This window comes from Paenibacillus hemerocallicola (genome assembly GCF_006265175.1).
GTDB lineage: Bacteria > Bacillota > Bacilli > Paenibacillales > NBRC-103111 > Paenibacillus_AB > Paenibacillus_AB hemerocallicola.
The window spans coordinates 19054-41417 of the sequence record NZ_VDCQ01000009.1; the positions used below are offsets into that span (position 1 = coordinate 19054).

Consider the following 22364-nt stretch of genomic DNA (forward strand, 5'->3'; position numbering starts at 1 on the left):
GCCTCCTTGAACGGTACGTTCCGATAATGTTTGTTCCCTTCCCGATTCTACCATAATCTTAATATAGAAATCGATTACCCAAATCAAATATATTGTTGCACCGGACATATTTATTCGTACCTTTGCCTCTTCCGAAGTCGAACATTGCCAACGGTTATTTATAAATTAAGAAAGAGCCGGAAAACCGGCTCCATTTTGCTATTCACCATATTTTTTGCCTTCATATCTCCCCGCTTACGGAGCCAAACTTTCCCGCAAGGAAACGTCGTCAAGCCATGCTTGCCCATTGGCGGCCTGATTCATCCGGAAGTAGACGTAAACTTGCGTCGTCCCGGCCGGGATCGCGAGCGGCCATTCGCGGTAAGTCCAATCCGGGCTAGCCGGCACTGCAGGAAGCTGATACGAAATCGTAGCACCGGATGCGTTCGCGTAACGCACCCCGAATAAAACTTGCCCGGACGTTGCTTCATGCTTCAGCCATCCCGACAATTTGTAGCTTTTGCCCGGAACGAGGGGAATCGCGGACGAGGCGATGAAATTGTTGCTATTCGCACTGTCCGGAACTAGCTTAACCGAACGGGCTCCCCCGTGAGCGGAGGCAGCGTCCCAGTAGCCTTTGCCCATATTCCAACCGGCAGGCGAGCTGCCGTTAGCCGCAGCGATTTCGAAACCCGGATTGTTCACCATGTTTCGTTTGACGTTAACGGTCAACAGCTGCGTATCGAACGAGTATCCGCCCACGCTCGACCGTATTTCCGCCGTATAGGCGCCATCCGCCGCGTTAGCCGAATTCAAGTATACGGAGCCTTGTACGGTAACGGACCCGCCGGCCTGAATCGGGACGGCGGCAGGCAGGCTCAAGCCGATTTCCGCCGGCGCGTCTGCGCGCAGTTCGGCCGTTACGGCACTGCCCGACCGGTTCGTAAGACGTACGCTGAACGGTACATTTCCGGGCCCGTTCACCGTTACGTCAGCCGGTACGAGTGCCGTTTCGAGCAGCGGCGACGTGCCGAATCCTTTGGCCGCAGCGACATGCAGTCGCACGCTCCGGTTTTCGAAAGAAACTTCTCCTGCGACGCTATAAACCGTTTGGCTTACCCCCGGCGGAACGGCGAACGTCAGCTCCTTCTCGTAAGTTTGACCGCCCTGAAGCGTACCGATCGCCCCGAAAGCCGAAGGGAGCTGGAATGACTCAGGGAACCGAACTGTCCACGCAACATCATATACGTCCGTTTGCCCCCTGTTGACCGCCTGAACGATCACCTTGGCCGTATTGCCGCCGATCGCCTCTTCCGGAACGATATCGAGCCGCAGCCCGATTTGTGCAGCCGCAAGGGGCGACATCTTCCTGATCGCTTGATTCAGTAAGCTTGTCATCGCGTCCCGATTTCCTCCTAGCGCGGAATCGGATTGTCCTTCTACCCACGATTTCAGCTGCTCCATCGTTTTGACCGTTTTCGCCGCATCCGCCGCGATTCCGTTCAGATCGGGCGCTGTCCCGGCCAGTTGTTCCCCTATCGTCTCCATACCCGTTGCCAAGCGTGATACTTTATTCCGCCAATGCGGGTGCGAGGACAGCTCAACCGCTTGCCTGAGCAGCGAGGAGGTCTGATCGGCCATTGTCCTGAAAGGCGTAAGTTTGAACACCGACGTTTGCCGGGCATCGAGCGTAACGTTCAATTGCCCAGTCGGATCGTCATATGATGCGGAATAATCGCCATACAACAGCTCGGCATGGTAGCCGGTTTCGGGCAAAGCGACGGAAACGGCTTTCGTCTGACCGGTCTTGTTGATCGCGATGACATACAACTCTCCCGCCTTGTCCCAGACCGCCCATTCGATATCGTCTTCGCGCAGTTGGTCTACAGGGGTCAGCCGCGACAAGTCCGCCATCAGCCCGAGCTCGGTCGCAAACCGCTTCAGCCCCGGCCACAGCGCCGAGTCCGCAAGGCTCCAGCCCGGATCGTTAAGCGCGTAATAGCCCAAGCCGGTCGCACCGGCCAACAGCGATTGATACGCCATATTGCGTACTTCCGCGATCGTCGGCAAATACGTCCACGCCGACGGAGGCGGATAGGCGAACGTTTGCAGAATAGACCATACCGGTCTTCCCGCCTTCGCCGCTTCTGCCGCCCGCCGCACATCATCGCCCACGTTCGCGATCGGCCTGTTCGGCAAAGGGTATGAATCGACGGTAAGCACATCCGGCACGCGGCCATAGTTGGCATATTCGTTTCGATCGCCTTCCACCGTATAGACCGGGTGCGTCGGATCGAGCGCGCGCACGATTGCGTAGGCCGCCGCCGTCTGCTCCACGGTTACGCCGTTGCCGCTCGGTTCATCGATCGTCATCCAGGCGAGAAGCGCCGGATGGTCCTTGAACTCCGCGACATATTGCGCCAATTTCGCGTAGTCTTGGGTAATGTTCATGTAATAGTAGAGCGGGAACAATACTTTCAATCCGTTTGCATGAGCCGAATCCATCGCCTGGCGGATCGCGGCGGTCGTACCGGCGTTCACGCCTTGGACCGTATTGACGCCGATTTCATGCAGCAGCGGATACTGCTCCACATTCGCATGATAAGCAATGACCGGGAAGAACGGCTCGCCGTCCACCCTTATAAGTCCGCCAGACGGCACCGACGTCGGTCGGTTATACCGGTAAATGCGCGCCGAAGCGCGATCTATCACGGTCTGATCCGATGCCGACAGCACCGTCTCCACCTCATACGGCGTATTAAGGCTCATGCCCCGCGTATCGAAAGTCAGCGCCATGTCCGGCTGCGCCGCCAGACCGTACACCGAATGGATCACCGTCCCGTAGACGGCATCCGTAATGCGGATTCCGATCGTTTTGCCTGTATAAACATCGTCCGTGAACCGGTTGCGGATTACCACCTTGCCTTCCGTTACGTCCGAGTAGTAGACGATCTGGTCGGTCGACATCGTCAAGTTGACCAGCTTCACGGCGGTATCGTCGAACAATACCGTCCCGGTCCCCCATAGCCGCAAGTACACGACAGCGACGACCGCCCCTTCCGGAGCTTGCAGGCGGAACTTATACGGCTGCCAATCGCCGGTCGTTTCACGGATGTACGGACCGAATTTCTCGAATACCCAGTTGGCAGAACCGCCGGACTCGCTGCTGTAAAACTCGACCTTCAGCACGACTCCTTTGCCCTGTACGCTCGACGATTTGAACCAAGTCGAGAACTCGTACGTGCTCCCCGCTTCCACCGGCACCTTCTGCAGCACCCAAGGATTCGTCAAAGTCCCCGAGCTGACGGATGCCGCCCGGGAACCGGAATGAGCTTGGGAAGAAAGAGCGACGCCGGAGACGCCCCAGCCCCCCATCGCCTGCCAATGCTCCGGGACGTTTCCCGCAGCTTGCTCGAACCCCGGGTTCTGCAGCAGGTTCGGATTCATGTTCTCCGCCCCGGCCCGTTCCGGCCAGCCGAATGATACTAGTAGCGATTGCGCAAGCAAACTGATGATGAAGATGAGATTCGGCAGCCTTTTCCTCGGATAGGTCATGCTTTTGCCCTCCTTCGACTTGTGAATGCCTTCATTCGTTTACTTGCGCTGTTTGTATTCGGCTATTTTCTTCTTCGCGTCTTCCTCCGCCTGACGAAGCGCCGTGTTCAGGTCAAGCGTGCCGATCTGGGCCTTGGTCGCATACGACGTATAGATCCCGGCCAGCTCGGCTTCGATCGGCGACAATGCCGGAATCGGAGCGAATTTGTTGTGGAACACCGACTTCCAGTTTTTATCTTTGAAAGGAGACTCCTTGCCGAGCTGCTGGAGAACCGCCTGGTCCTTCAGCACCGGGATGAGGCCTTTGCGCGCAAGCTCCGTTTGGAATTCGTCGGACGCCATATATTTGAGCACTTCCATGGCGGCTTCCTTGTTCTTCGCCATCTTCGTAATGCCGAAGTAGCTCGGGTAGGATTGCGAGCCTACGCCGGGCATCTCCTTGAAGGTCGGAAGCGAGACGAAATCCCAATCGAGTCCCTTGAACTGCTCCTCCCACGTTTGCACGAGATGGGACATGTAACCGAACATCGCTACGTTTTTCGTTTTCACGAAATCGTTCGCATCCGGGATTTTGTTCGCTTTCTTCAAAGCCTCTTGGGCGCTCGGCTCTTGTACCGGATCGAGAAACGTGGTCTGGAACAACTTCTTCCAACGCTCATCCGTATTGATCGTCGGTGTATCCGTTTTCAAATCCGTGGTTCCAAGCGACAGCTGGTTCATCCGGATCGAATGGTTGGGAGAGTGGGTATAGCCGATATACTGGGTACCCCCGTCGTTGCGCGACAGCTTTTTGGCCAGCTCGTTCACTTCGTCCCAAGTCATGCCGTCCTTCGGGTACGCAACGCCGAACTTGTCGAAAATCGTTTTATTGTAATACAGCACCAGGTTTGTCGTCGTAATCGGCAAAGCATACAGCTTGCCTCCGGACGCCTGCTTGACCGCGTCGATGATCGTCGGCTCGAAGCGCGATAAATTGACGCCGCGTGTTGCGATCAGCTCGGTCATATCGTACTGGATGTCGCTGCCGAATGCAAAATTCTCGAAGTTGCCGATCGTCTGGAAAAAAATATCGAACCGGGTGCCGGCGGCAAGCAGGTCCGGCAAGTTCGTCCCTTGTCCTTTCATGATGTACTTGATCGTATAATTCGGAAATTTTTTGCGCAGCGAATTGCCGAACTTGTAATCGAAGCTTTCTACCGGGTCTCCGTTGTTCGAGTAGAATACGATCTCCGCAGGCTCGGAAGCGACGTCCGGTTTCTTCTCCGAGACATTGCCGTCAGCCTTCTTCCCTTCCGATTGCGGCTGCGCTCCTTTGCTCCCGCCGCTCGTTCCCTCTCCCGAGCAGGACGCGAGTAAGGCGCCGATCAGGGTGAACGTCAGCAGTGCGCTCCAGCTTTGCTTACTTTTCATCGAATAGCCTCCTTGACTTCATGTGAAATTTCCTTTTTCATGCTTCCCCTTGTATGCTGCATCCGCCGCTTTCGCGTTCCTTTACGGAACGAATCGTTCGCTCACCCCCTTCGCGAAAACGGTCGACTCCAAATAGAAATCGATTTCTTTAATGGTGAGAAGAGGGATTATTTCCCCTCCCAAGGAATCGTCGAGCTTCTCACCGTCAATTGGCAGCGTATTTCCTCATCCAGCCACCGTTCGCCGTCATCCGTCGGCTTCCTTGTCAAGATGTCAAGCGTGCGTTTCGCCATTTGCCCGATCGAAGGCCCTATCGTCGTGAGCGGCACATCGAAAAATTCCAGCTCCGGAATGTCGTCATACACGACGAGCGACAATTGCTCCGGGACGCGAATGTCCAGTTGACGGAGCAGCCGGTTCGTCCGGAACAGCGTCCCTTGCGAGTCGACCACCAATGCGCTTGGGCGATCGGAGGCGCTCATCATCTGTTTGAATTTCGCTTCAAAATCCGGATCGAATGTGTCGACGACAAGCTCCTGCCTGTAATCCAGCTTGCCCTCCGCCATTCCCTGCATATAGCCGTTATATTTCTCTAGATCACTCTGCTGCCCGATGAAGGCGATACTGTTGTGTCCGAGCTCGGCCAAATGACGTACGGCATCGAGGAATGCTCCGGTTCTGTCAATCGTGATGCTGTGCGCCTTATCGGTTTTCCAGCCGCCGAGCAGAAGCATCTCGCCGCGAAACTTCTCCTTCTCCTGCAAAAACTCCAGCGTCGGATTCCAGACCGGCCGCCAATAAACGATGTAATCGACGAAATACCGGTTGAACGTGCGCAGCGCCTCCTCCGCGCTCACCATCGACATGATGACCTGCAAGCCGCGGCGCGACGCTTCCTGCTGAATCTCGAAGCCGAGGTCGTAGAAGAACAAGCCTTTTATTCTCGGCCAAATCATGCCGATCGTGTCCGGCTGGCGCTGAGCCAGCTTCTTCGCCGCCAGACTCGGCACATAATCCATCTGCTCGGCTATCGCCTTTATAGCCTGCCTCGTCTGCTCGCTCACTCCCGGCTCGTCGTTAAGCGCCCGGGAAACGGTTACATAAGTGACGCCCGCCGCTTTGGCGATATCTTTGATCGTGACCATGCCCACGCTTCCTTCTCTTCTTGTATATACGAGCAATTATAGATCTTGTTTACGTAATTTGCAATATATAAAGTTAAATTTATAATTTTAACGTAAATAACTTAAACGTTTATTATATAAAAAAGAGCCGGGTTTCCCCAACTCCGTTAATCCACGCTGCCCTCCGCTACCGGAAGTAAGCAGCGGACGATTCCAGCTCTACCTTGTAAATTCGTTGAAATTGCGTGCTTCGTCGTACATCGTGATAAATGACTATGCACTTCGAGGTAATCCCGCGGTTGCTTCGCATCACCCGAAGAGCGTCGTATCGCAGCAGGCAAACCCGACGGTAAGGTGGTCTCCGGCAGACCCGAGCTGTACGCTTACGGTGACAGCGGAGTTTCCCATTGCCTTTATCGCTTGGCCGGATGAGCCATAAAGGGACGAATGCGTGTTTTGCGTCGATAACGAACAATAATGCCGTACATCCGAAGCCCCGGTATTGAAAAGATCCGCATCGAGCGCCCACGAACTCGTTCCGGCCGGTACCGGGAACTCGCGGATTACGCTGCTTCCGATTTTGACGCGCAGGACGGCGTCTTGGCTCAGCTCGCAAGGTCCGCGCAGCTTCAAGCGCACCGTATCCCCGTAAATCGGATATCCGCCCTTGTAGCTGACCGGCGTCCAGAGCGTTTTTTCCGATGTGCTCCCGGTGACCGCCGGAACATCCTTCGTAGAGTACTGCCGGAGTGACCGCGCATCGTCATTGTCGAGCGAGCCTTGGTCGGAAGCGTTCCCCCATGCCTGAATCGGAATCGCACAAGCGTTCACGGTCCCGACGCCGAAGTCTATGCCGTTGTTGAACCAAGGCGTGAAGGCCTTCACGCCGACGCCGCACCGGTAAATCTGCATGCGAAGCGTGTTAGGAGCGCCGCACCCGCGCGTAAACTCGATGCCGACGCCGCAGTCATGAATCCGGCTGGAGGTCGTCGAGGCCGCCGAGAAACTCGGCTACCGGACTCGCGACCAGCAATGGAACCGGGTTTGGGAGGGCGTGGACCGATTGAGGGTGAAGCCGCGCCGATTTCTATTCGTGACCCGCGCGAATGCCGTGCGCTACTCCTCCATGAACCGGATTATGGAGGAAAGCTTGCGCGATCGGCTGGAGCAAATGGGCAACGTGCTGCAATTGACCGAGATCCCCAATCGGCCGGAATGGTCCGAGACGTCCGTCAGCCGGATGCTGGAGCAGATGGAGCTCTTTTATGCCGACGGGCTGTTTATCTCCTTCGGTTTGCCCGATGTTTGGGAGCGCTGTATTCTCCGGCTGCCGGTTCCGAAAATGTTTATCAACTTCCCTCCGATCGGAGCGGAAGCCGACAGTATCATTTGGGACGTATACGACGCCGTCCAGCAGTCGCTGCTTCATCTCCTGGCCCGGGGCCACCGCCGCATCCTGTATTTGGGCGACAACGCTACGCACCGCGGTTATCGGTTAAGGTGGACGGCTTTTCAGGAAATCGCTTCGCAGTACAGACTTGACGTAAGCGAAGAAGCGCATCTGACCAAGCGGTATGCAGGGAAGGAGTCGTTCTTTGAAGCGTTTAGGGAGAAGTGGACCGCGTTTCGGCCGACCGCCCTGCTGTGCTCGATTCACGACGATCTGAACCGGGTGCTCGACTGCTGCGAGAGGCTCGGAATCCGGATCCCGGACGAGTGCTCGCTCGTTTGTCTGGACCAAACCGAGGACAGCCGTTTTCATAGTATCGCCAGTCCCGGGATTCTGGTCAGGGAAACCGGGCATCGCGCTGCCGACCGGATGCTGTGGCGAATCGCCAACCTGCATATGCCCTACGAGCATATTCGAGTCCGGGGCAAATTCCGGATCGGTACAAGCGTTAATTTCATCAATCCCTAGGAACGGAAAAAAGACGGCCTGCAACGCAACGCGAGACCGTCTTTTCTTGTGCTATATTCATTTCATCATTCATCATTCATAGACTATCGGCTATTCGCTTTTCGAGCTTACGACGATCGTAAGTTCCGGAAAAACTTCCATTTCCGCCGTACGATTCCACGGTAAAAGCAGCCGCCAGCCGTTCAAGCGGTCGACTATCCCGTAAACGGTCTTTGCCCCCTCGATTCCAAGGACGATTTCCTTCCCCGCAAAATGCGTTTGGTACCACCTGTCCCCCAACGCTTCCGTATGGGTTATGGCGTAAGCGTTGATCTCCTCGTAGCGGGTCTGCAGCCGCTGCGGGTCGTCGCCCAGCGATCTTGCATAAGCGACGGCCCCGCCGCGGACATGGTTGCGGTATCCTTCCTCGTGCGCCAAAGCTTCGAGCAGCAGCTCGAGGTGCGATTGCGCCGACTGCAGCAAACGATCCCGCATCATCTCTCGGGCGGTATGCAGCAGCGCCCATCTGGCAAACGCCTGCGCGATCGACACCCCGATGTTCCAGCCCGAATATCCCGTCAAGTCGGAAAAACGGATCCGCTTCCGCAGCGCTTCGATCAATACCGGATCGGCGGTTCCGGCATGCGCGTCATCCCCGACCGTAACCGAGCGTCCTTTGTCGATGAACGCCTGAATCCGGTCTGAGAACGAGTCGATCGGCTCCCCTCCCGCCGTATTCGCCATAAGCAACAGATCGGCCTGCTCCGCGCCGGCAACCGTTTCTCCGCCCAGGACGGATACATAATTTCCAATGACTTCGCTGTAGGGAATGTCCTGATAAGGAGCTATCCACTGGTCCCCGTGCGTGCGCGAATATTCCACATACACCTTGGGGGACACTCCGAGAGAATCGGCGGCCAGCTTTGCGATCAGCAGCGAAGCGATTACGTCGGCTCCGGGAAATACTTTGACTTTGCCGCTTAAGCCCTGAGCGTTACTATATTCAATCAGCCTATTGCGCTCGCTTCTGTGCAGTCCGTACGGCTCGGCATCGTCCTGGCCGATAATGAGAAAATCGATATATCCTTCCCGAACCCAGTCGATTATCCTTTGATTAACGGCTAAGTTTCGCTCGCGGGTATACAAATAATCATCGATCAAATCTTGGGGAAGAACGGCTCCCACGGCCTCGTATTCGGGCCGCAGATCATCCATCCCCATCCGCTCCACCTTATCCTTCAATATCGACCATTCGCGGATTTTGCCGCTCCAATTTCCCGGGTAGTCTCTTGTCGGCGAGATCGTGAGCCGCATGATCGAGTCGAAGGCATAAATCTTGTGCAGCGGATATCGGTCTTTCACTCGTTTGATCACTTCAAGGCTTTCCTGCGCCTGCTCCAGCGTGATGCCGGCGCTGTATCGCGAGTTGATCAAGCCGCCGAAGGCCAGCATGGGCACCGCGACGACCGACGCCTCCGTTGCGGACGCCTCCTTCTCCCACCATTCCGCCACCGCCGCGCGGTCGCCGGGAGTGAAATAAGCCCCCAGCAGCATCGGATCCGGAGTTCGAATCCGAAATCCCCCAATGCGTGCGATCTGCGTCGGCGTGTAATACGTGAACGGCCGGTAGTCAAGCGGAACGAGTGAAATCGCGTCTATGGGCTTCATCGGGACATCCTCCATACGGCTATTTTGTTTTCGCCTTGGTTTCGGCGATCGATTTGTTGACCTCTTCCTCCAGCATTCGAAGGGCCGTATTGACATCGGTATTGCTCTCTATCATTTTGGCAAAAGAATTCGTAAAGTTAACGCTTACATTTGTTAGATGGTTTGCCCGAGGCGGAGAGGTAGGCGCGAATGGATAGTAATACAGCGCTTTTGCATTCTTGCCTTTTAAAACCGGGACGTCCTGTCCGGCCTGAGATCTGACTTTGTCGCTGGCCAGCGTGGTCCCGCCCCCGTTTCTTGCCAGGATGGTCTGGAATTCCTCGGAGGTCAAATAGTCGGCTACCCGAAACGCCTCGTCCTTATGCTTCGACGTTTGGGAAATGAACAGCGACAAGCCGGCCGGCTTAAACCCGGTATCCCGTTTTTGTCCGCAAATACCGGAACCGAAGCCATATCCCAATTCAACTGCGTCGCTTGCGCGAATTGGGTCAATTGCCCCGTGCTCACCGCTCCTGCCATCATGGCAAGCTTTCCGCCGACGAAGCTGTTGTTGGCGACGTTTGCGTTCGGAAGCTCATAGAAACGCATTAAATTTTCGTAAAGCTTCTTGAATCCATCGGTGTTGACGGCCGCCTTGTCTTCCTTGGGATCCAGCGGGTCGCCCCGAATTGCTCCAATACTGCGCCCTGGGCGCTGTAAAACGTTAGGGTAATCGGGACCGGAGGCGGCAATCCCGTTCCCGATTGCGCCTGTTCCGCGCTCTTGCCGCCGCATGCGCCAGCCGAAACCTTTTCCGCATCATTCGGCAACCCCTCTCCTTAAAATCCGGCTAGTTATATTTGCGGGCCATCTCTTGAAACCGGTTGTAGCTTTGACGAATGCCGTCCGCTTCGCTTCCGATTCCTTCGTACTCCAAGACGTAAGCCCCTTTATAGCCTGATTCCGCCAGCAGGTCCAAGATTTGCGACAAGCCCGCATCGCCTTCTCCCGCCGGAACGCCTTCGTAGGTGCGCATCCCGATCGACTTATACCGTCCGTTCGGCTGCTCTTTGAAATCCTTAAAGTGAACATGACCGATATACCCCTTCAAATCGGCAATAGCTTGAAGCGGATGCTCGTCAACGAGCAAAAAGTTTCCGGTATCGAACGTGGACCTCAGCGCCGGGGAGCCGACCTCATCGATCAGTTCCTTTACCTGAACGCCCTTGCCGGCCAGTTTGCCGTGGTTTTCCAGGCAAAGCGTCATTCCGGCTCCCTCCGCTTCGCGGCAGGCTTCCTTGAGGCCGTCGATAATCCAGCTCTTCGCCTCCTCATAGCGAATCCCTTCGGCCAGGTTCCCGGAGAAAATCCGGATCACCTTCGTCCCGAGCTCAGCCGCGATCGGGATGCCGTCGGTAATCTTCAGCAAAGCCTGTTTTCTTAGGGAAGAATCCTCGCTCACAAAATTGTTCGATACCGCGTAGCTGGTCACGCCGATTCCCAAACTTTTCGCAGCGGATACGACGGCCGCAAGCTCGGTGCGAACGTCTTTCCAAAAATGCGCCAGCAGCTCGACGAGACTGTAGTTTTCGGTGTGGCAAAACTGCAGGAAATCGACCGTGCTCCAATCCTGCGCCTTAACGGTCCTGTGCATGCTGTACATGCTGAGCGAAAGCTCCACCCTACTGCACCCCTTATCGAATCGTAATTTCGGTACCCTTTGCAGCGGACTCATAAATGCCGCAAAGCATTTTCATTATTTCCAAGCCGTCCTCGACCGGACTTAACGTCTCTTTACGCCCTTGGCAGGCCTCTATGAAATGGTTGATTTCATTTTGAAAGCCCTTTGCAAAATCAAACGTCAATTTGTTCACCTGGGGCTGCAAATTGAAAATGGTGTCGTACTTTTCGCTGACAACGGCGAACTCCGGCTCGATCTCGGCGCCGCCCTTTTCTCCGTAAAGCTTGACGGAAATTTCATTTTGCTTGGCATGGAGGGTGAAGCTGACGTCCACAACCAGAGAAGCGCCGTTCTCAAAGCGGATGATGGCGTTCGCCAAATCCTCGACCGTATTGAGGTTCGGGTCGTAATCCGAAGCCTTGTAGAAAGCGTGGTTTTTCACATTGGCCCGGTTGCCGAGTCTGGCGTACGTGTTGCCGCTGATCGATTTTACCTTGGGCTTTCCCATCAGGTACCAGCACAGATCGATGACATGAACGCCCAAATCGATCAAAGGTCCTCCCCCGGAACGATCCTTGTCGGCGAACCAGCCGCCCGGGTTGCCGAGCCGCCTGATGCAGGACGCTTTGGCGTAATAAATGTCCCCCAAGTCCCCGTTGTCGATAAACTGCTTCAAGATTTGCGTATTGTCGCCGTATCTGCGGACGAAGCCGACCTGAAGCACCTTGCCGGACTGCCTGACCGCTTCCTCGACCCGCAGCGCCTCTTCCACCGTCATGCAGAGCGGCTTCTCCACCAGCACGTGCTTGCCCGCGCGAAGCGCGTCAATGCTGATCGGGGCGTGCGAATTGTTCCAAGTGCAGATGCTGACCGCTTCGACTTCCGGATCGTTCAGCAGATCCAGATGGTTGAAGTACACGTTTTTCACCTGATGCTTCGCCGCCTTTGCCTTCGCCCGCTCCTCATTCCGATCGCAGATGGCGTAAAGCTCCACGTTCGGATTGCTTAAATAGGCCTTGATGTGCTGCTCGGAAATGTTGCCCGCTCCGATCACGCCTACCTTTGTTTTCTCTGACATTGGACTTCTCTCCCCTTTACGGTTACATGGATTTGATTTCGGGCCAACTCAATTCGACGCCTTCGTTCGTCAGCAATTGTTGAAACCGCTTCAATACGGAACGGTCGTTTCGAACCTCGGTCGGCCTCCGGTTTTGATCGATGCAGAAGCTGGCCAGATATCCCGCGGCTTCGCCGATATTCCACTCGACGGGATGCAGACGGTAGCAGCCGTTCGTAATATGAGTAACCCCGATATTTTTGCAGGCCGGCAGCAAATTGCGCATGCGGACCGGAATCAGGCTGCCGAGCGGAATCTGAAACGGCAAACACGAGATATCGATGTAGTGGCGGTTGCCGGTGCTCGGATGAAGGTCGATCCGATAACAGCCGACCCCCACGGAGTCATCGAACGATTCGGCCTTTCCGTCCGGTCTCGCTTCCGCGCTGACATGCTGCTCCAGGACGGTAAATTCGGCCTTGATTCTTCTGGACTCCCGGACATACGGATACATGGCCATCCCATCCTCCGTGCCGACAACGTCCTTTCGCAGCCGCAGGCCCGGATAACCTTTTTTTCCGTCCGGGCGGGGAGCTTCCGTTTGCAGCCAATACAGCAAGGATAAGCTGAGCTGCTTCGCGCTTTCCAAGTGGCGGTCTCTCTCTTCTTCGCTTACATCGATAATGGGTCCGAGCCAGTAATCGTTTTGCTGCCAGTTCACGATCATGATATCGCTGGCAAAGGTCCCTTCGATAAAATTCGTTTTATCTATGATTCGACGGTAGCGCCATAGAGAGGACGTTTCCGTAAACAATCCGAATTCCCGGGGCTCGAGCGTCTGCGGCCGGCAGCCGACCCAGCTGAGCAGCTTGCCGGGCCAAAAATCCGCCTGATACGAAGCCCAAAACTCGTACTCCCTCGGCCGCTCGATCGTATGGTACTCCCCCTCCCGATAGTCGAGAGCGAAGCAGTACGTATATGCCTGCATATCCATAGGCAGCGGGTCGCCGTCAACGGCATGGGGTTCGCCCGTTTGGCTCTTCGATTCCGATCCCGTTACATACTCCGTTCCCGTCAGCGGCAGGAGATCTCCGCATTCGGTTGCGTCCAAAAAGTAGGAGGCATGGATCGTTTCCTCCAGCCCGGTTTCCATATTGCGCACGGTAACCCGGTTGATCACGTCCCCTTGAACCTCCGCGCGTACCGGCTTGCGTCCCGTGAGAAGGCTCAATTGGCCGCTGTGTATGTAGGGGGCCAGCATCTCGTGCAGGACGGCGAGCGCCGTGCGAGGCTCGTGGCATAGTCGGCTCACGAGACCGTTGCCGGGATTCAAATTCCACTTTCGACGGGCAGCTTCCGTCAAGGGGAACCGTCTCCGATAATAATCGCGGATCCCCTCGCGAAGCTCCCGATACGTTCGGGTGCAGCCGAATTTCTCGATCCACGGATGTTCGTCCGGAGGGACGGCCTGGCTCGTCAGCTGACCTCCGACCCAGCTCGTCTCCTCGGTCATTACGACTGTTTTGCCCGCTTTGGCCGCCGCGAGCGCAGCTGCGCAGCCGCCGAGTCCGCCTCCGATTACGGCAACGTCGGAGCGTATTTCCAAATTCGTATTGGTTTGCGCGGATCGCTTATTGATATCCATTTCGCTCCATTCCCCTCGTTTCTTCAGGTGTGTGTAGGTATACAGAAGAACATGGCTTAAGTATAATTTCAGCTCCTTCCGGCTGTCTTCCGGATAATTGATCGGTTTTCCCGCAAAAATTGATCTGGAGAATCCTACCGAAAAAAGTCCCCGTATTTTCATTTCAAATCGTTTGAATTATAATGAACCCGAAGACTTAGGTTCAGCCCGTATAATTCGCCTTAAAGATGGGAGCGCTTTCATGAAGCTGGATCGCGAACTGCTGAACGCACCTCCAATTGTCAACCCCTTTGTTGAGAACGGTTTCAAGTCATATCCCGTTTATGCGCGGCAGGAGCTTCTGCGCGAGCATAGGCAGCGGCTTCATGTTCAGCCCGGCATCGAGATTAATTTGACCCTTGAAGGCAAGGCCGCCTACGTGATCGGGGATACCGTGTATATGCAGTCCCCCGGGCAATTGATCGTGTTCTCGGGCCGCGTGCCTCATCAGTTTTATATCGATACTTCGTGCCAGTATAAGAGAGCGGTCATCTGCTTCGATGAAAACGGGGTTCGGAAGGAAGCCGAATTTCATTCGTTGCCGACATTGCATTTTGGCCGCCTGTCCGGTGCGGCCTTTCGGCAAATCTCTTTAACCCCGGAAATGTTCGCCAATGTCCGATGGATCGTCTCCCGGATCACGGAAGAAATCGAGGAACGAAATTCGGGGTGGAAGCAAGTCGTCGGCTCCCAGCTCGTCAGCCTGGCCGTTTTTATAAATCGCAGCGTGGAAACGGAAGACCGTAGATCGGACTTCGATCCGATCCGACTTTGCTGCGATTATATCGACAAGCATTTGCATGAGGAGCTTTCGCTTCAAAGTGCGGCCAGAATGTGCCACGTCAGTCCGGAGCATTTGACTCGGCAGTTCAAACGCGAGAAAGGCTTGTCGTTTTATCAATACGTTCTTCAGCAGCGTGTCGCGGAAACGAAGCGAATGCTTCGGAATTGTCCTGAAATGTCCCTGACGGAAATCGCTTACGCCGCCGGCTTCTCATCCGCCGCACAATTTTCCCGGGTGTTTAAAAGCGCGGCCGGTCTGCTTCCCAGTCAGTACCGAACTCAGTCGCGCGGCGGGAAGATTTAACGGAATATATCCAATAAAAAACGAGCAAATGGCCACGGCCGTCTGCTCGTTATTCGCACCGATCGGTTCATTCGCCCGGCCGAAGCGTATCCTTCAAGGTTTTGCTGATCCGATCGTTGTCGTTTACCCAAGACCCGAACGATTCGTCAAGCTCCTTCTCGCGATTGCCGTCATCGTTCACATCGGAATCTACTTCCATCACTCCGAAAAAGTTCGCATCCTTACCGTTTTCTCCGCTCTTCCGTTCCATGTCGATGTCTTCAAACGCGTCCATACGGGCTTAATCTCCTCCTTAAACTCGGTATAAGAGTTAATTTGGATAATTTCGGTCTTTTTTATGCTCCGTGCAATCGCCATTCCGATCAAGCCAAGCAAGCCGCCGCCACGGCATTATGCAAACAGTTTCGCAGCCGGACGACCGATTTGTCCCGTCCGTAGTGGACCCGGTTCGTCAATACGACCGCGAAGCAGTCCGATGCCGGGTCCATCCAGATGCTCGTGCCCGTGAAGCCGGTATGGCCGTAGCACGCGGGGGACAGCAGATCGCCGGAGGCGTCCCACGGATCGCCCTTCAGCACCCAGCCCATGCCGCGGTTCGCGGGCAAATGGCCCGTATGGCTGCGGGTGGCCGTGGCCACGGAAGCCTCGCTGAGCAGCCGACCGCCGCCATCGCCGATCCGGCCAAGGGCGAGCCACATCGCGGCGTATTTCGCCAAATCCTCCGCGGTCGAGAACAAGCCCGCATGACCGCTCGCTCCCCCCAGCGCTCCGCAGTTCTCGTCGTGCACCTCGCCCCATTTGTGCCGGCCGAGCTTCTCGTAATACTCGGTCGCGGCGATGCGCGGACGCGCGCTTTCGGGCGGCAAATAGCCCGTGTCGCGCATGCCGAGCGGCGCGAACACATGCTTCGTCGCCGCGGCCTCCAACGGCTCGCCGTACAGCCGGGCCGCGATTTCGCCGAGCGTAATGAAGCCAAGATCGCTGTACACCATCTTCGTTCCGGGCTCATATTCGAGCGGATGGGCGAAAATATGCGCCTTGATCTCCTCCGGCGACCAGCCGTGCGAGTACATGTTTTTGTGTGAAAGCAGTCCCGACGTATGGGTCAGCAGTTGTCCGACCGTAACGGCCTCTTTGCCCTCGGCGGCGAACTCGGGAATGTACTGGACCACCGGATCTCCGAGACGCAAATGTCCGCGTTCGACCAGCAGCAGAATGAGCGGAAGCGTCCCGACCACCTTGCTCAAGGATGCGACGTCGAATATCGTATCTCTTTTGACAGGAATGCTCGTACCGTCGGGAGCCTGCGTATGGGCCGCCCCTGCGGTGTGAATGCCGGCTATGCGGCCTCGTCGCCCGATCAGAGCCACGCCTCCCGGCGTATCCCCGCGCGCCACGGCTTCGTCGAGCAGCCGGAATGCATCGGCTATGCGTTCCTCATCCATGTTCACGGCTTTCGCATCTGCTCTGAACTCATTCTCATTCATCGCTATTCGCTCCTTATGGACGCGCCGGCCTCAACCCGGCAGCGCCAGCTTGCCCATGATTGTCGGAACGGGAGCACCCGTGGCCGACGGCAAATTGTTCGGTATGCCGAACAGGAAGTTGTTCGCGAATATCGCGAACGCTACCGCTTCCTTGGCGTCGCTCGAGATGCCGAGCTTATCCGATGTCGTGACCGTCAGCCCCGGATGCAGCTCGGCGATCATGGCCAAAAGCGTGCGGTTATGGGCCCCGCCTCCGGAGACGATTACCTCCTCCACAGGCATAACCGGGAGCACGAACTCGCGGTAGCTCTGCGAGATCGAATGAGCCGTGAACGCCGTAAACGTCGCCACGATATCCGCGTCGGACAACCCCTTGTCCCGCATCCGTCCGATCCATTGGTGCGCATACGCTTTGCCGAATACTTCGCGGCCCGTCGTTTTCGGAGGCTGCATCGCAAAGTACGGATGGCTCATCATCTCGGCCACGACCGCTTCGTCCGCGTCGCCCTGCGCCGCCCACTCTCCGCCGGCATCGTAGCTTTTCGCGCCGCCCGACAGCGTATGGACGGCCTGATCGATCAGCATGTTCCCCGGTCCGGTATCGAAAGCGACGATTTGCTCGGGCAATCCGCCGGCAGGAATCGCCGCGCAGTTTCCGATGCCGCCGATATTTTGCAAAATCCGGCCCTTCTTCTCGTCGCGGAACAGGATAAAGTCGGCGTAAGGCACGAGCGGCGCGCCTTGTCCGCCGACAGCCATGTCGGCCGTCCGGTAATCGCCGACGACCGGCTTGCCCGTCCGCTTGGCAATGACGGATATATCCCCGATCTGCAGCGTCGAGCGCACCATCGACCAATCGTGCTCGTCGGCGACCGGGATATGCCAGATCGTCTGCCCGTGCGAGCTGACCAGATCGATGTCGGTCATCGTCAGTCCGGCCTCCTTCGCCGCCCGCTCCGCCGCATCCGCGAATACGTCCGCGATGTAGAAGTTCATGCCGCATACTTTGGCTACGTCCGAATGATCGACGCTGCACAGCTCCTTCAGCTTCTCGCGCAGCTTGTCGTCGTACGGAACCGTCGTATAGCCGACCAATTCCGCCTTCGTGTCCGGCCCGTTCCCTTCCACTCTGACGATAGCCGCATCGACGCCGTCCAGCGAAGTGCCGGACATCAGGCCGATAATGAGCCGGCTCGACTTGTTAACCAGATTTGCAATCATTGGAATGTCCCTCCCCAGCCTACCGGATAATCCGGATGGATCGTAACCGGCGTGCGCCCCTTGGCCCCGATGACTCCGGTCAGCACTTTCGCGGCAGACTGCAGCGCGAGCGGCCGCGATTCATAAGTCGCCAAATAGGCGGAAACGTCCGGAAACGCCTTAATGTCATACGGATTGCGCAAAGCTACGACGACCGGCGTAACACCCGCATCCAGAATGGCGCGGACGAGCGCCGATTGATCCGGACGAAAGGAAGCGTTATACGTACCGATGACGACTTGCCGAAAACCGCCCTGGACGGCAAGCCGGATCAGCTCCTCCGCATTCGCCCCGACCTGGTCCAAAGCGACGGTACGCTCCTCCACCTCGACGCCGTGCGCCGCAATCGCTTGGCCGAGCGTGACCGGCAGGTCGACCGACTCGTCGACCTCCGACACCGCTACCGCCTGGACGCCGATCACGAGCGTGCGCTCGCGGCGAAGCGGCAGCGTCCCCGCATCGGCCTTGACTAGCGTGACGCTCGCTTCGCTGATGCGGCGCGCCGTCTCGCGATGCTCGCGGCTGCCGACGCTGCGGAACGCTTCGCCCGCGTAATACGCCTCGTCCGCGGCCGTCGTCACCGCGTCGGCCGTCACGCCGCGCTTGCGCTTCATCGCCAGCAGCCGCTCCACCGACTCGTCGATGCGCGCCTCGCTCAGCCGGCCCGACTCGACCGCCGCGACCAGCGCTTCGATCGCCTCCTCCTGCAAATCGTGGCGGTGGCTGATCAGCACGCAGTCTGCTCCCGCCTCCACCGCGAGGACCGCGGCGGCGACCGTCCCGTAATGATCGGCGATCGCCTTCATTTCCATGCAGTCGGTCATAATGACGCCGTCGAAGCCGAGCTCCTCGCGAAGCAAGCCGGTAAGCACGTTGCGCGACAGCGTCACCGGACGTTTCTCCGTCTCGAAGGAAGGAAAATAAATGTGCGACGACATGATCGCATCAATTCCCTCTTCGATCGCCCGCACAAACGGCGCCAGCTCGATCCCGTAGATTCGCTCGCGGCCGTGCGCGATGGTCGGCAAATCCAGGTGGGAGTCCACATCGGTATCGCCGTGACCGGGAAAATGCTTGGCCGTAGCCGTCACGCCGGCTTCCTGCAAGCCCCGTATCGCCCGTACGCCGTATTCACCCACCAGCTCCGGCGACTCGCCATAGGAGCGGACCCCGATGACCGGATTGCCCGGGTTGACGTTGACGTCCAGCACCGGGGCATAATTCAAGTTGATGCCGAGCGCCCGCAGCTCCTCTCCGGTGACGCGGGCCGCTTCATAAGCCGCCTGCGGCTCGCCGCCGGCCGCGATCGCCATATTGCCGGGCATCAGCGCGACGCCATCGGTCAGACGCGCCACCATGCCGCCCTCCTGATCGATCGCGATCGTCAGCGGCGGCACGCCCGCTTCCAGCGCGATCCGCTGAAACTCGGCGTTCATCGCCGCCACCTGGCGGACGTCCCGCACATTGCGGGCGAACAAAATGACGCCGCCGATATGGCGCTCCCGGATGAGCCGCGCGATGTCCTCGCCCGGCTCGTAACCGTGGAAGCCGCAATGGAGCATTTGCCCGATTTTGTGCCGCAAAGTCATGGCGGACAAGTCCGCACGAGATTCTTTTACGTTGCTGCTGTTCAACACGCGAGTCCTCCCCCAGTCAGACGAATGTTAGTCATACAACAAAAAAGGCTCCCGCTCGCGCCGCCAGTCGTCGGCGTCCTTGCTCCATAGCTCCACGATCCGTTCCGTCTCGACTGCGTCGCGCACCTTCGTACGCACCAGGTCGCTCCCGGTCAAATAGTCGATAAAATGCTTCCGGCCTTCCTTGAAAGGAGGAATCCACTCGAATCGATCCGGGGCAAGCTTGCTTGCCAGATGAACGAGCCGAAGTCCGGTCTCGACGGAACGGAACGTCCGTTTATCGGTCACATACAATTGGACGCCGCTGCAAAACTGTCCCTGATGCTTGGAAAAAGCCGGCGTAAAGTAGACCGGTTGAAAATGGACGCCTGGCAAACGGAGCCCGTTCATCTCCCGGGCCAGCAATTCGCCGTCCATCCAAGGGGCGCCGATCATCTCGAACGGCCGCGTCGTCCCCCGTCCTTCGGATAAGTTCGTTCCTTCGAACATGCACGTGCCCGGATAGACGCGGCACGAATCCAGCGTCGGCGTATTCGGGGAGGTCATGACCCACGGCAAGCCCGTCTCGTCAAATTCCATCGACCTCCGCCAGCCTTGCAGCCGGACAACCTTCAGATCGCATTTGCGCTCCAGCCGGTCGTTCATATATACCGCGAATTCCCCGATCGTCATGCCGGTCCTGAACGGAATCGGTGCGATCCCTACAAACGATTCGAAGCAGGGAACAAGCTTTCCCCCCTCGCAACAAAAACCGCCGAACGGATTCGGGCGGTCCAAAATGATCAAGGTTTTGCCGGAAAGCGCGCACGCCTCCATGACGTACGCAAGCGTCGCCAAATAAGTAAAAAACCGGACGCCGATATCCTGAATATCGAACAAGACGACGTCGACATGCTCGAGCATCGCCTCCGTCGGCTTCTTCGTCTCGCCGTACAGGCTGAACACCGGAATGCCCAAGCGGGGATCCGTTTCATCCCCAAATAACACGCCGGCCTGCCTCTCGCCGCGAATGCCATGTTCGCAGGCGAACAACGCCGCCAGCTGGGCGTCCTTCATTTCGGCGCAGCCGTCGACGGTCGATTGGAAACGGCTGTTGATGGCAGCCGCGCACGTAACCAGACCGACGCGCGCTCCGGCGAATACCGTTTTGGCCGCTTCGTTCAGCTGGTCGGCTCCCGTCCGGACGTTCGGGCTTGCCCATACCTGGTTTCCCATATTCCCACGTCCTTATCCAATAATGGTGCCCGTTCGTTCGAGGCCGTTTAGGTCGTCCACTCTTCCTATTACGTCCATACTTCGGGGTCTGGCGGATTAGGAGCTGCAAACTGGCGCAACAAGGACATACCGGAAGTCATCGTGCCCTCGCAAAAAAAATTACGATCGTTCGCGTACAGGAGTGCATGTACCGCATGATCGGGAAAGGGTGCTGCCTCTGCCTTGCGGGACCGCGAATCCAACAAATAGCGGAACAGGCGTATGCTATTGACCCGAATACCCGGCTCGACAGCAAAATAACGGAAAACGGTTCCTCTATTCCGCTTGTTCACGAACATTTTTACCCCGAAAGATCAGGATAACGGAAGCCTGTTCCTTTATCTTCAAACGTATGACGGAATTCGGCGACCATAACGGAATATAGTTCCTCTATGATTGGCAGCACGTGGCCCCCGTTCAACAAGGGGCCTCCAGATTCTATGCGGATTGTGCAGTTATAGAAAAAGTAGCGGAAGCAAACGTTCCGCGAAAATTATTGCGATCAATAGGCATCGATTCGCAGACGGAATGCTTTAAACGATTCCGGAGCGGGAGGCTCCGGCACGCTCCAGCCTTGGGCGATCGATTCGTACGTTCGATCTACTTGCATGCATCTGTACCGCAATTTCCGGCTCAGCCGCACTGACACACCACCACACGAACCCTCTCGAGCCCTTATGATCCGAATGCCCGCCCGTACCTGGCGCTTATTCGGCCCCTATGCCCGCACGTTCCGCCTCCGCCTCCGTTACCGCCCCATCGCGGATACCGCTTCAAGCCGGTCGGCCGGCCGCGTTCCCGCCGCTTTCTCCTTCGTACCGTCCTCGTCGTTTTCTTCCTCCGGCTTCGCGAACAAGTTCGCCGTCACCAAATTCGAATAAATGCCGTACATGCCGAGGAACAGGCAGCCGAAGCCTACGATCGTCACGCCGAGCAGCACGGTCAGGCTGAGCAGTTGGATAAACGCGCCGATCGTGTAGCCCGGATGAGCCAGGAACAGCTTGACGCTCCGGCCCATGGCCGCGAATACGCCCGCCCCTTCCTGTACGATCAGCGGAAGCGTATAAATTTGCGATACGAACACCATCGCCACGAAATACGTTTGGAATACGGCAAGAGCAAAATAGAGCATACCGGATTTGCCTCCGTAATACCACCAAGTGGATACGATGATGAGAATGAACAGCGAGCACACGAAAGCGAACGCGAGCGACGGGAGCAAAAATTTCCACGCCCCCGCAAACATCGCCGATACTTTCGCCCTTTCGCCCTTCATCATCCGGTGTGTGGCATGCAGCGCCCCGGCGCAAAGCGGGACGAAGATGAACGGCAGCAAAAACAACGAGATGCCGACCGGCAATAAAAAGACGAACGGAACAAGCACAAGCGCTCCCGCGATGCTGAGCAGCGCTACCGGGATAATGTCCTGAAACACCCTTTTGGCCGATTGGACGACAATGACGCTTAATTTGCGCATTTCGAATCTCCCTTCATTGCGCCGGTTCCTATACGAAAAGGGCCGGCTTGGAATCGTATCGTCAGCTTCATCGCAAGCGGAAGCCGCCCGGTCTTCGCAAATCCGCCGCGCCGGCGGAACGCGGCCTC

Annotated in this window: 17 protein-coding genes; 2 read left to right on the forward strand and 15 right to left on the reverse strand. The window is 57.0% G+C overall.

What is annotated here, in order from left to right; all coding sequences use genetic code 11:
- Positions 1–234: 234 nt before the first annotated feature.
- From FE784_RS08570 to FE784_RS08585, 4 genes are all read right to left on the reverse strand, one after another.
- The gene (locus tag FE784_RS08570) at positions 235–3534 is read right to left on the reverse strand and encodes a carbohydrate binding domain-containing protein (RefSeq protein WP_139601731.1); all 3300 of its coding nucleotides are present in this window, start codon (positions 3532–3534) and stop codon (positions 235–237) included.
- A gap of 39 nt (positions 3535–3573) precedes the next feature.
- Positions 3574–4944: an ABC transporter substrate-binding protein gene (locus FE784_RS08575; protein ID WP_139601732.1), complete on the reverse strand. Its 1371-nt coding sequence runs from the start codon at positions 4942–4944 to the stop codon at positions 3574–3576.
- 167 nt (positions 4945–5111) lie between these two features.
- Complete coding sequence (locus tag FE784_RS08580; RefSeq protein WP_139601733.1) at positions 5112–6089, reverse strand: LacI family DNA-binding transcriptional regulator; 978 nt, start codon at positions 6087–6089, stop codon at positions 5112–5114.
- A gap of 288 nt (positions 6090–6377) precedes the next feature.
- The gene (locus FE784_RS08585; RefSeq protein WP_139601734.1) at positions 6378–6953 is read right to left on the reverse strand and encodes a hypothetical protein; all 576 of its coding nucleotides are present in this window, start codon (positions 6951–6953) and stop codon (positions 6378–6380) included.
- A gap of 169 nt (positions 6954–7122) precedes the next feature.
- On the opposite strand from FE784_RS08585, the gene FE784_RS08590 reads away from it, so the two are divergent.
- A complete protein-coding gene (locus FE784_RS08590) occupies positions 7123–7986 on the forward strand; it encodes a substrate-binding domain-containing protein (RefSeq protein WP_139601735.1) in 864 nt (287 codons plus the stop codon).
- A 90-nt stretch (positions 7987–8076) separates the two neighbouring features.
- Here the strand turns inward: FE784_RS08590 and FE784_RS08595 are convergent, their stop codons facing one another.
- The 5 genes from FE784_RS08595 to FE784_RS08615 form a co-directional block, all read right to left on the reverse strand.
- Positions 8077–9633, reverse strand: coding sequence for a DUF4127 family protein (locus FE784_RS08595; protein ID WP_176706055.1), 1557 nt, complete (start codon positions 9631–9633; stop codon positions 8077–8079).
- A 19-nt stretch (positions 9634–9652) separates the two neighbouring features.
- Positions 9653–10093, reverse strand: a complete 441-nt coding sequence (locus FE784_RS40730; protein ID WP_176706056.1) for a type 2 periplasmic-binding domain-containing protein — start codon at positions 10091–10093, stop codon at positions 9653–9655.
- A gap of 369 nt (positions 10094–10462) precedes the next feature.
- A complete protein-coding gene (locus FE784_RS08605) occupies positions 10463–11293 on the reverse strand; it encodes a sugar phosphate isomerase/epimerase family protein (RefSeq protein ID WP_139601738.1) in 831 nt (276 codons plus the stop codon).
- 13 nt (positions 11294–11306) lie between these two features.
- Positions 11307–12371 (reverse strand): Gfo/Idh/MocA family protein, encoded by a 1065-nt coding sequence (locus FE784_RS08610; protein WP_139601739.1) that lies wholly within the window; start codon positions 12369–12371, stop codon positions 11307–11309.
- Between the two features lie 22 nt (positions 12372–12393).
- Entirely contained in the window at positions 12394–13995 is a 1602-nt protein-coding gene (locus tag FE784_RS08615) for an FAD-dependent oxidoreductase (RefSeq protein ID WP_139601740.1), read from the reverse strand.
- A 241-nt stretch (positions 13996–14236) separates the two neighbouring features.
- On the opposite strand from FE784_RS08615, the gene FE784_RS08620 reads away from it, so the two are divergent.
- Positions 14237–15121: an AraC family transcriptional regulator gene (locus FE784_RS08620; RefSeq protein ID WP_139601741.1), complete on the forward strand. Its 885-nt coding sequence runs from the start codon at positions 14237–14239 to the stop codon at positions 15119–15121.
- A 67-nt stretch (positions 15122–15188) separates the two neighbouring features.
- On the opposite strand, the gene FE784_RS08625 is transcribed toward FE784_RS08620, so the two are convergent.
- The 6 genes from FE784_RS08625 to FE784_RS08650 form a co-directional block, all read right to left on the reverse strand.
- Positions 15189–15395 carry a hypothetical protein gene (locus FE784_RS08625; RefSeq protein WP_139601742.1) on the reverse strand — a complete coding sequence of 69 codons (207 nt, stop codon included), beginning with the start codon at positions 15393–15395 and terminating at the stop codon, positions 15189–15191.
- Positions 15396–15483: 88 nt separating this feature from the next.
- Positions 15484–16608: a serine hydrolase domain-containing protein gene (locus FE784_RS08630; protein ID WP_139601743.1), complete on the reverse strand. Its 1125-nt coding sequence runs from the start codon at positions 16606–16608 to the stop codon at positions 15484–15486.
- Positions 16609–16638: 30 nt separating this feature from the next.
- A complete protein-coding gene (locus FE784_RS08635) occupies positions 16639–17829 on the reverse strand; it encodes an anhydro-N-acetylmuramic acid kinase (RefSeq protein WP_139601744.1) in 1191 nt (396 codons plus the stop codon).
- Complete coding sequence (nagZ, locus tag FE784_RS08640) at positions 17826–19502, reverse strand: beta-N-acetylhexosaminidase (RefSeq protein WP_342779084.1); 1677 nt, start codon at positions 19500–19502, stop codon at positions 17826–17828. The genes FE784_RS08635 and nagZ overlap by 4 nt, the downstream gene beginning before the upstream one ends.
- Before the next feature lie 30 nt (positions 19503–19532).
- Entirely contained in the window at positions 19533–20720 is a 1188-nt protein-coding gene (locus FE784_RS08645; RefSeq protein WP_139601745.1) for an exo-beta-N-acetylmuramidase NamZ family protein, read from the reverse strand.
- 787 nt (positions 20721–21507) lie between these two features.
- Positions 21508–22236: a DUF2189 domain-containing protein gene (locus FE784_RS08650; protein WP_139601746.1), complete on the reverse strand. Its 729-nt coding sequence runs from the start codon at positions 22234–22236 to the stop codon at positions 21508–21510.
- Positions 22237–22364 lie beyond the last annotated feature (128 nt).

Coding starts and splice junctions, on each gene's coding strand:
- FE784_RS08570 (WP_139601731.1), bottom strand. CDS start 3,534: ATGACCTATCCGAGGAAAAGGCTGCCGAATCTCATCTTCATCATCAGT.
- FE784_RS08575 (WP_139601732.1), bottom strand. CDS start 4,944: ATGAAAAGTAAGCAAAGCTGGAGCGCACTGCTGACGTTCACCCTGATC.
- FE784_RS08580 (WP_139601733.1), bottom strand. CDS start 6,089: ATGGTCACGATCAAAGATATCGCCAAAGCGGCGGGCGTCACTTATGTA.
- FE784_RS08595 (WP_176706055.1), bottom strand. CDS start 9,633: ATGAAGCCCATAGACGCGATTTCACTCGTTCCGCTTGACTACCGGCCG.
- FE784_RS08610 (WP_139601739.1), bottom strand. CDS start 12,371: ATGTCAGAGAAAACAAAGGTAGGCGTGATCGGAGCGGGCAACATTTCC.
- FE784_RS08615 (WP_139601740.1), bottom strand. CDS start 13,995: ATGGATATCAATAAGCGATCCGCGCAAACCAATACGAATTTGGAAATA.
- FE784_RS08620 (WP_139601741.1), top strand. CDS start 14,237: ATGAAGCTGGATCGCGAACTGCTGAACGCACCTCCAATTGTCAACCCC.
- FE784_RS08625 (WP_139601742.1), bottom strand. CDS start 15,395: ATGGACGCGTTTGAAGACATCGACATGGAACGGAAGAGCGGAGAAAAC.
- FE784_RS08630 (WP_139601743.1), bottom strand. CDS start 16,608: ATGAATGAGAATGAGTTCAGAGCAGATGCGAAAGCCGTGAACATGGAT.
- FE784_RS08635 (WP_139601744.1), bottom strand. CDS start 17,829: ATGATTGCAAATCTGGTTAACAAGTCGAGCCGGCTCATTATCGGCCTG.
- FE784_RS08645 (WP_139601745.1), bottom strand. CDS start 20,720: ATGGGAAACCAGGTATGGGCAAGCCCGAACGTCCGGACGGGAGCCGAC.
- FE784_RS08650 (WP_139601746.1), bottom strand. CDS start 22,236: ATGCGCAAATTAAGCGTCATTGTCGTCCAATCGGCCAAAAGGGTGTTT.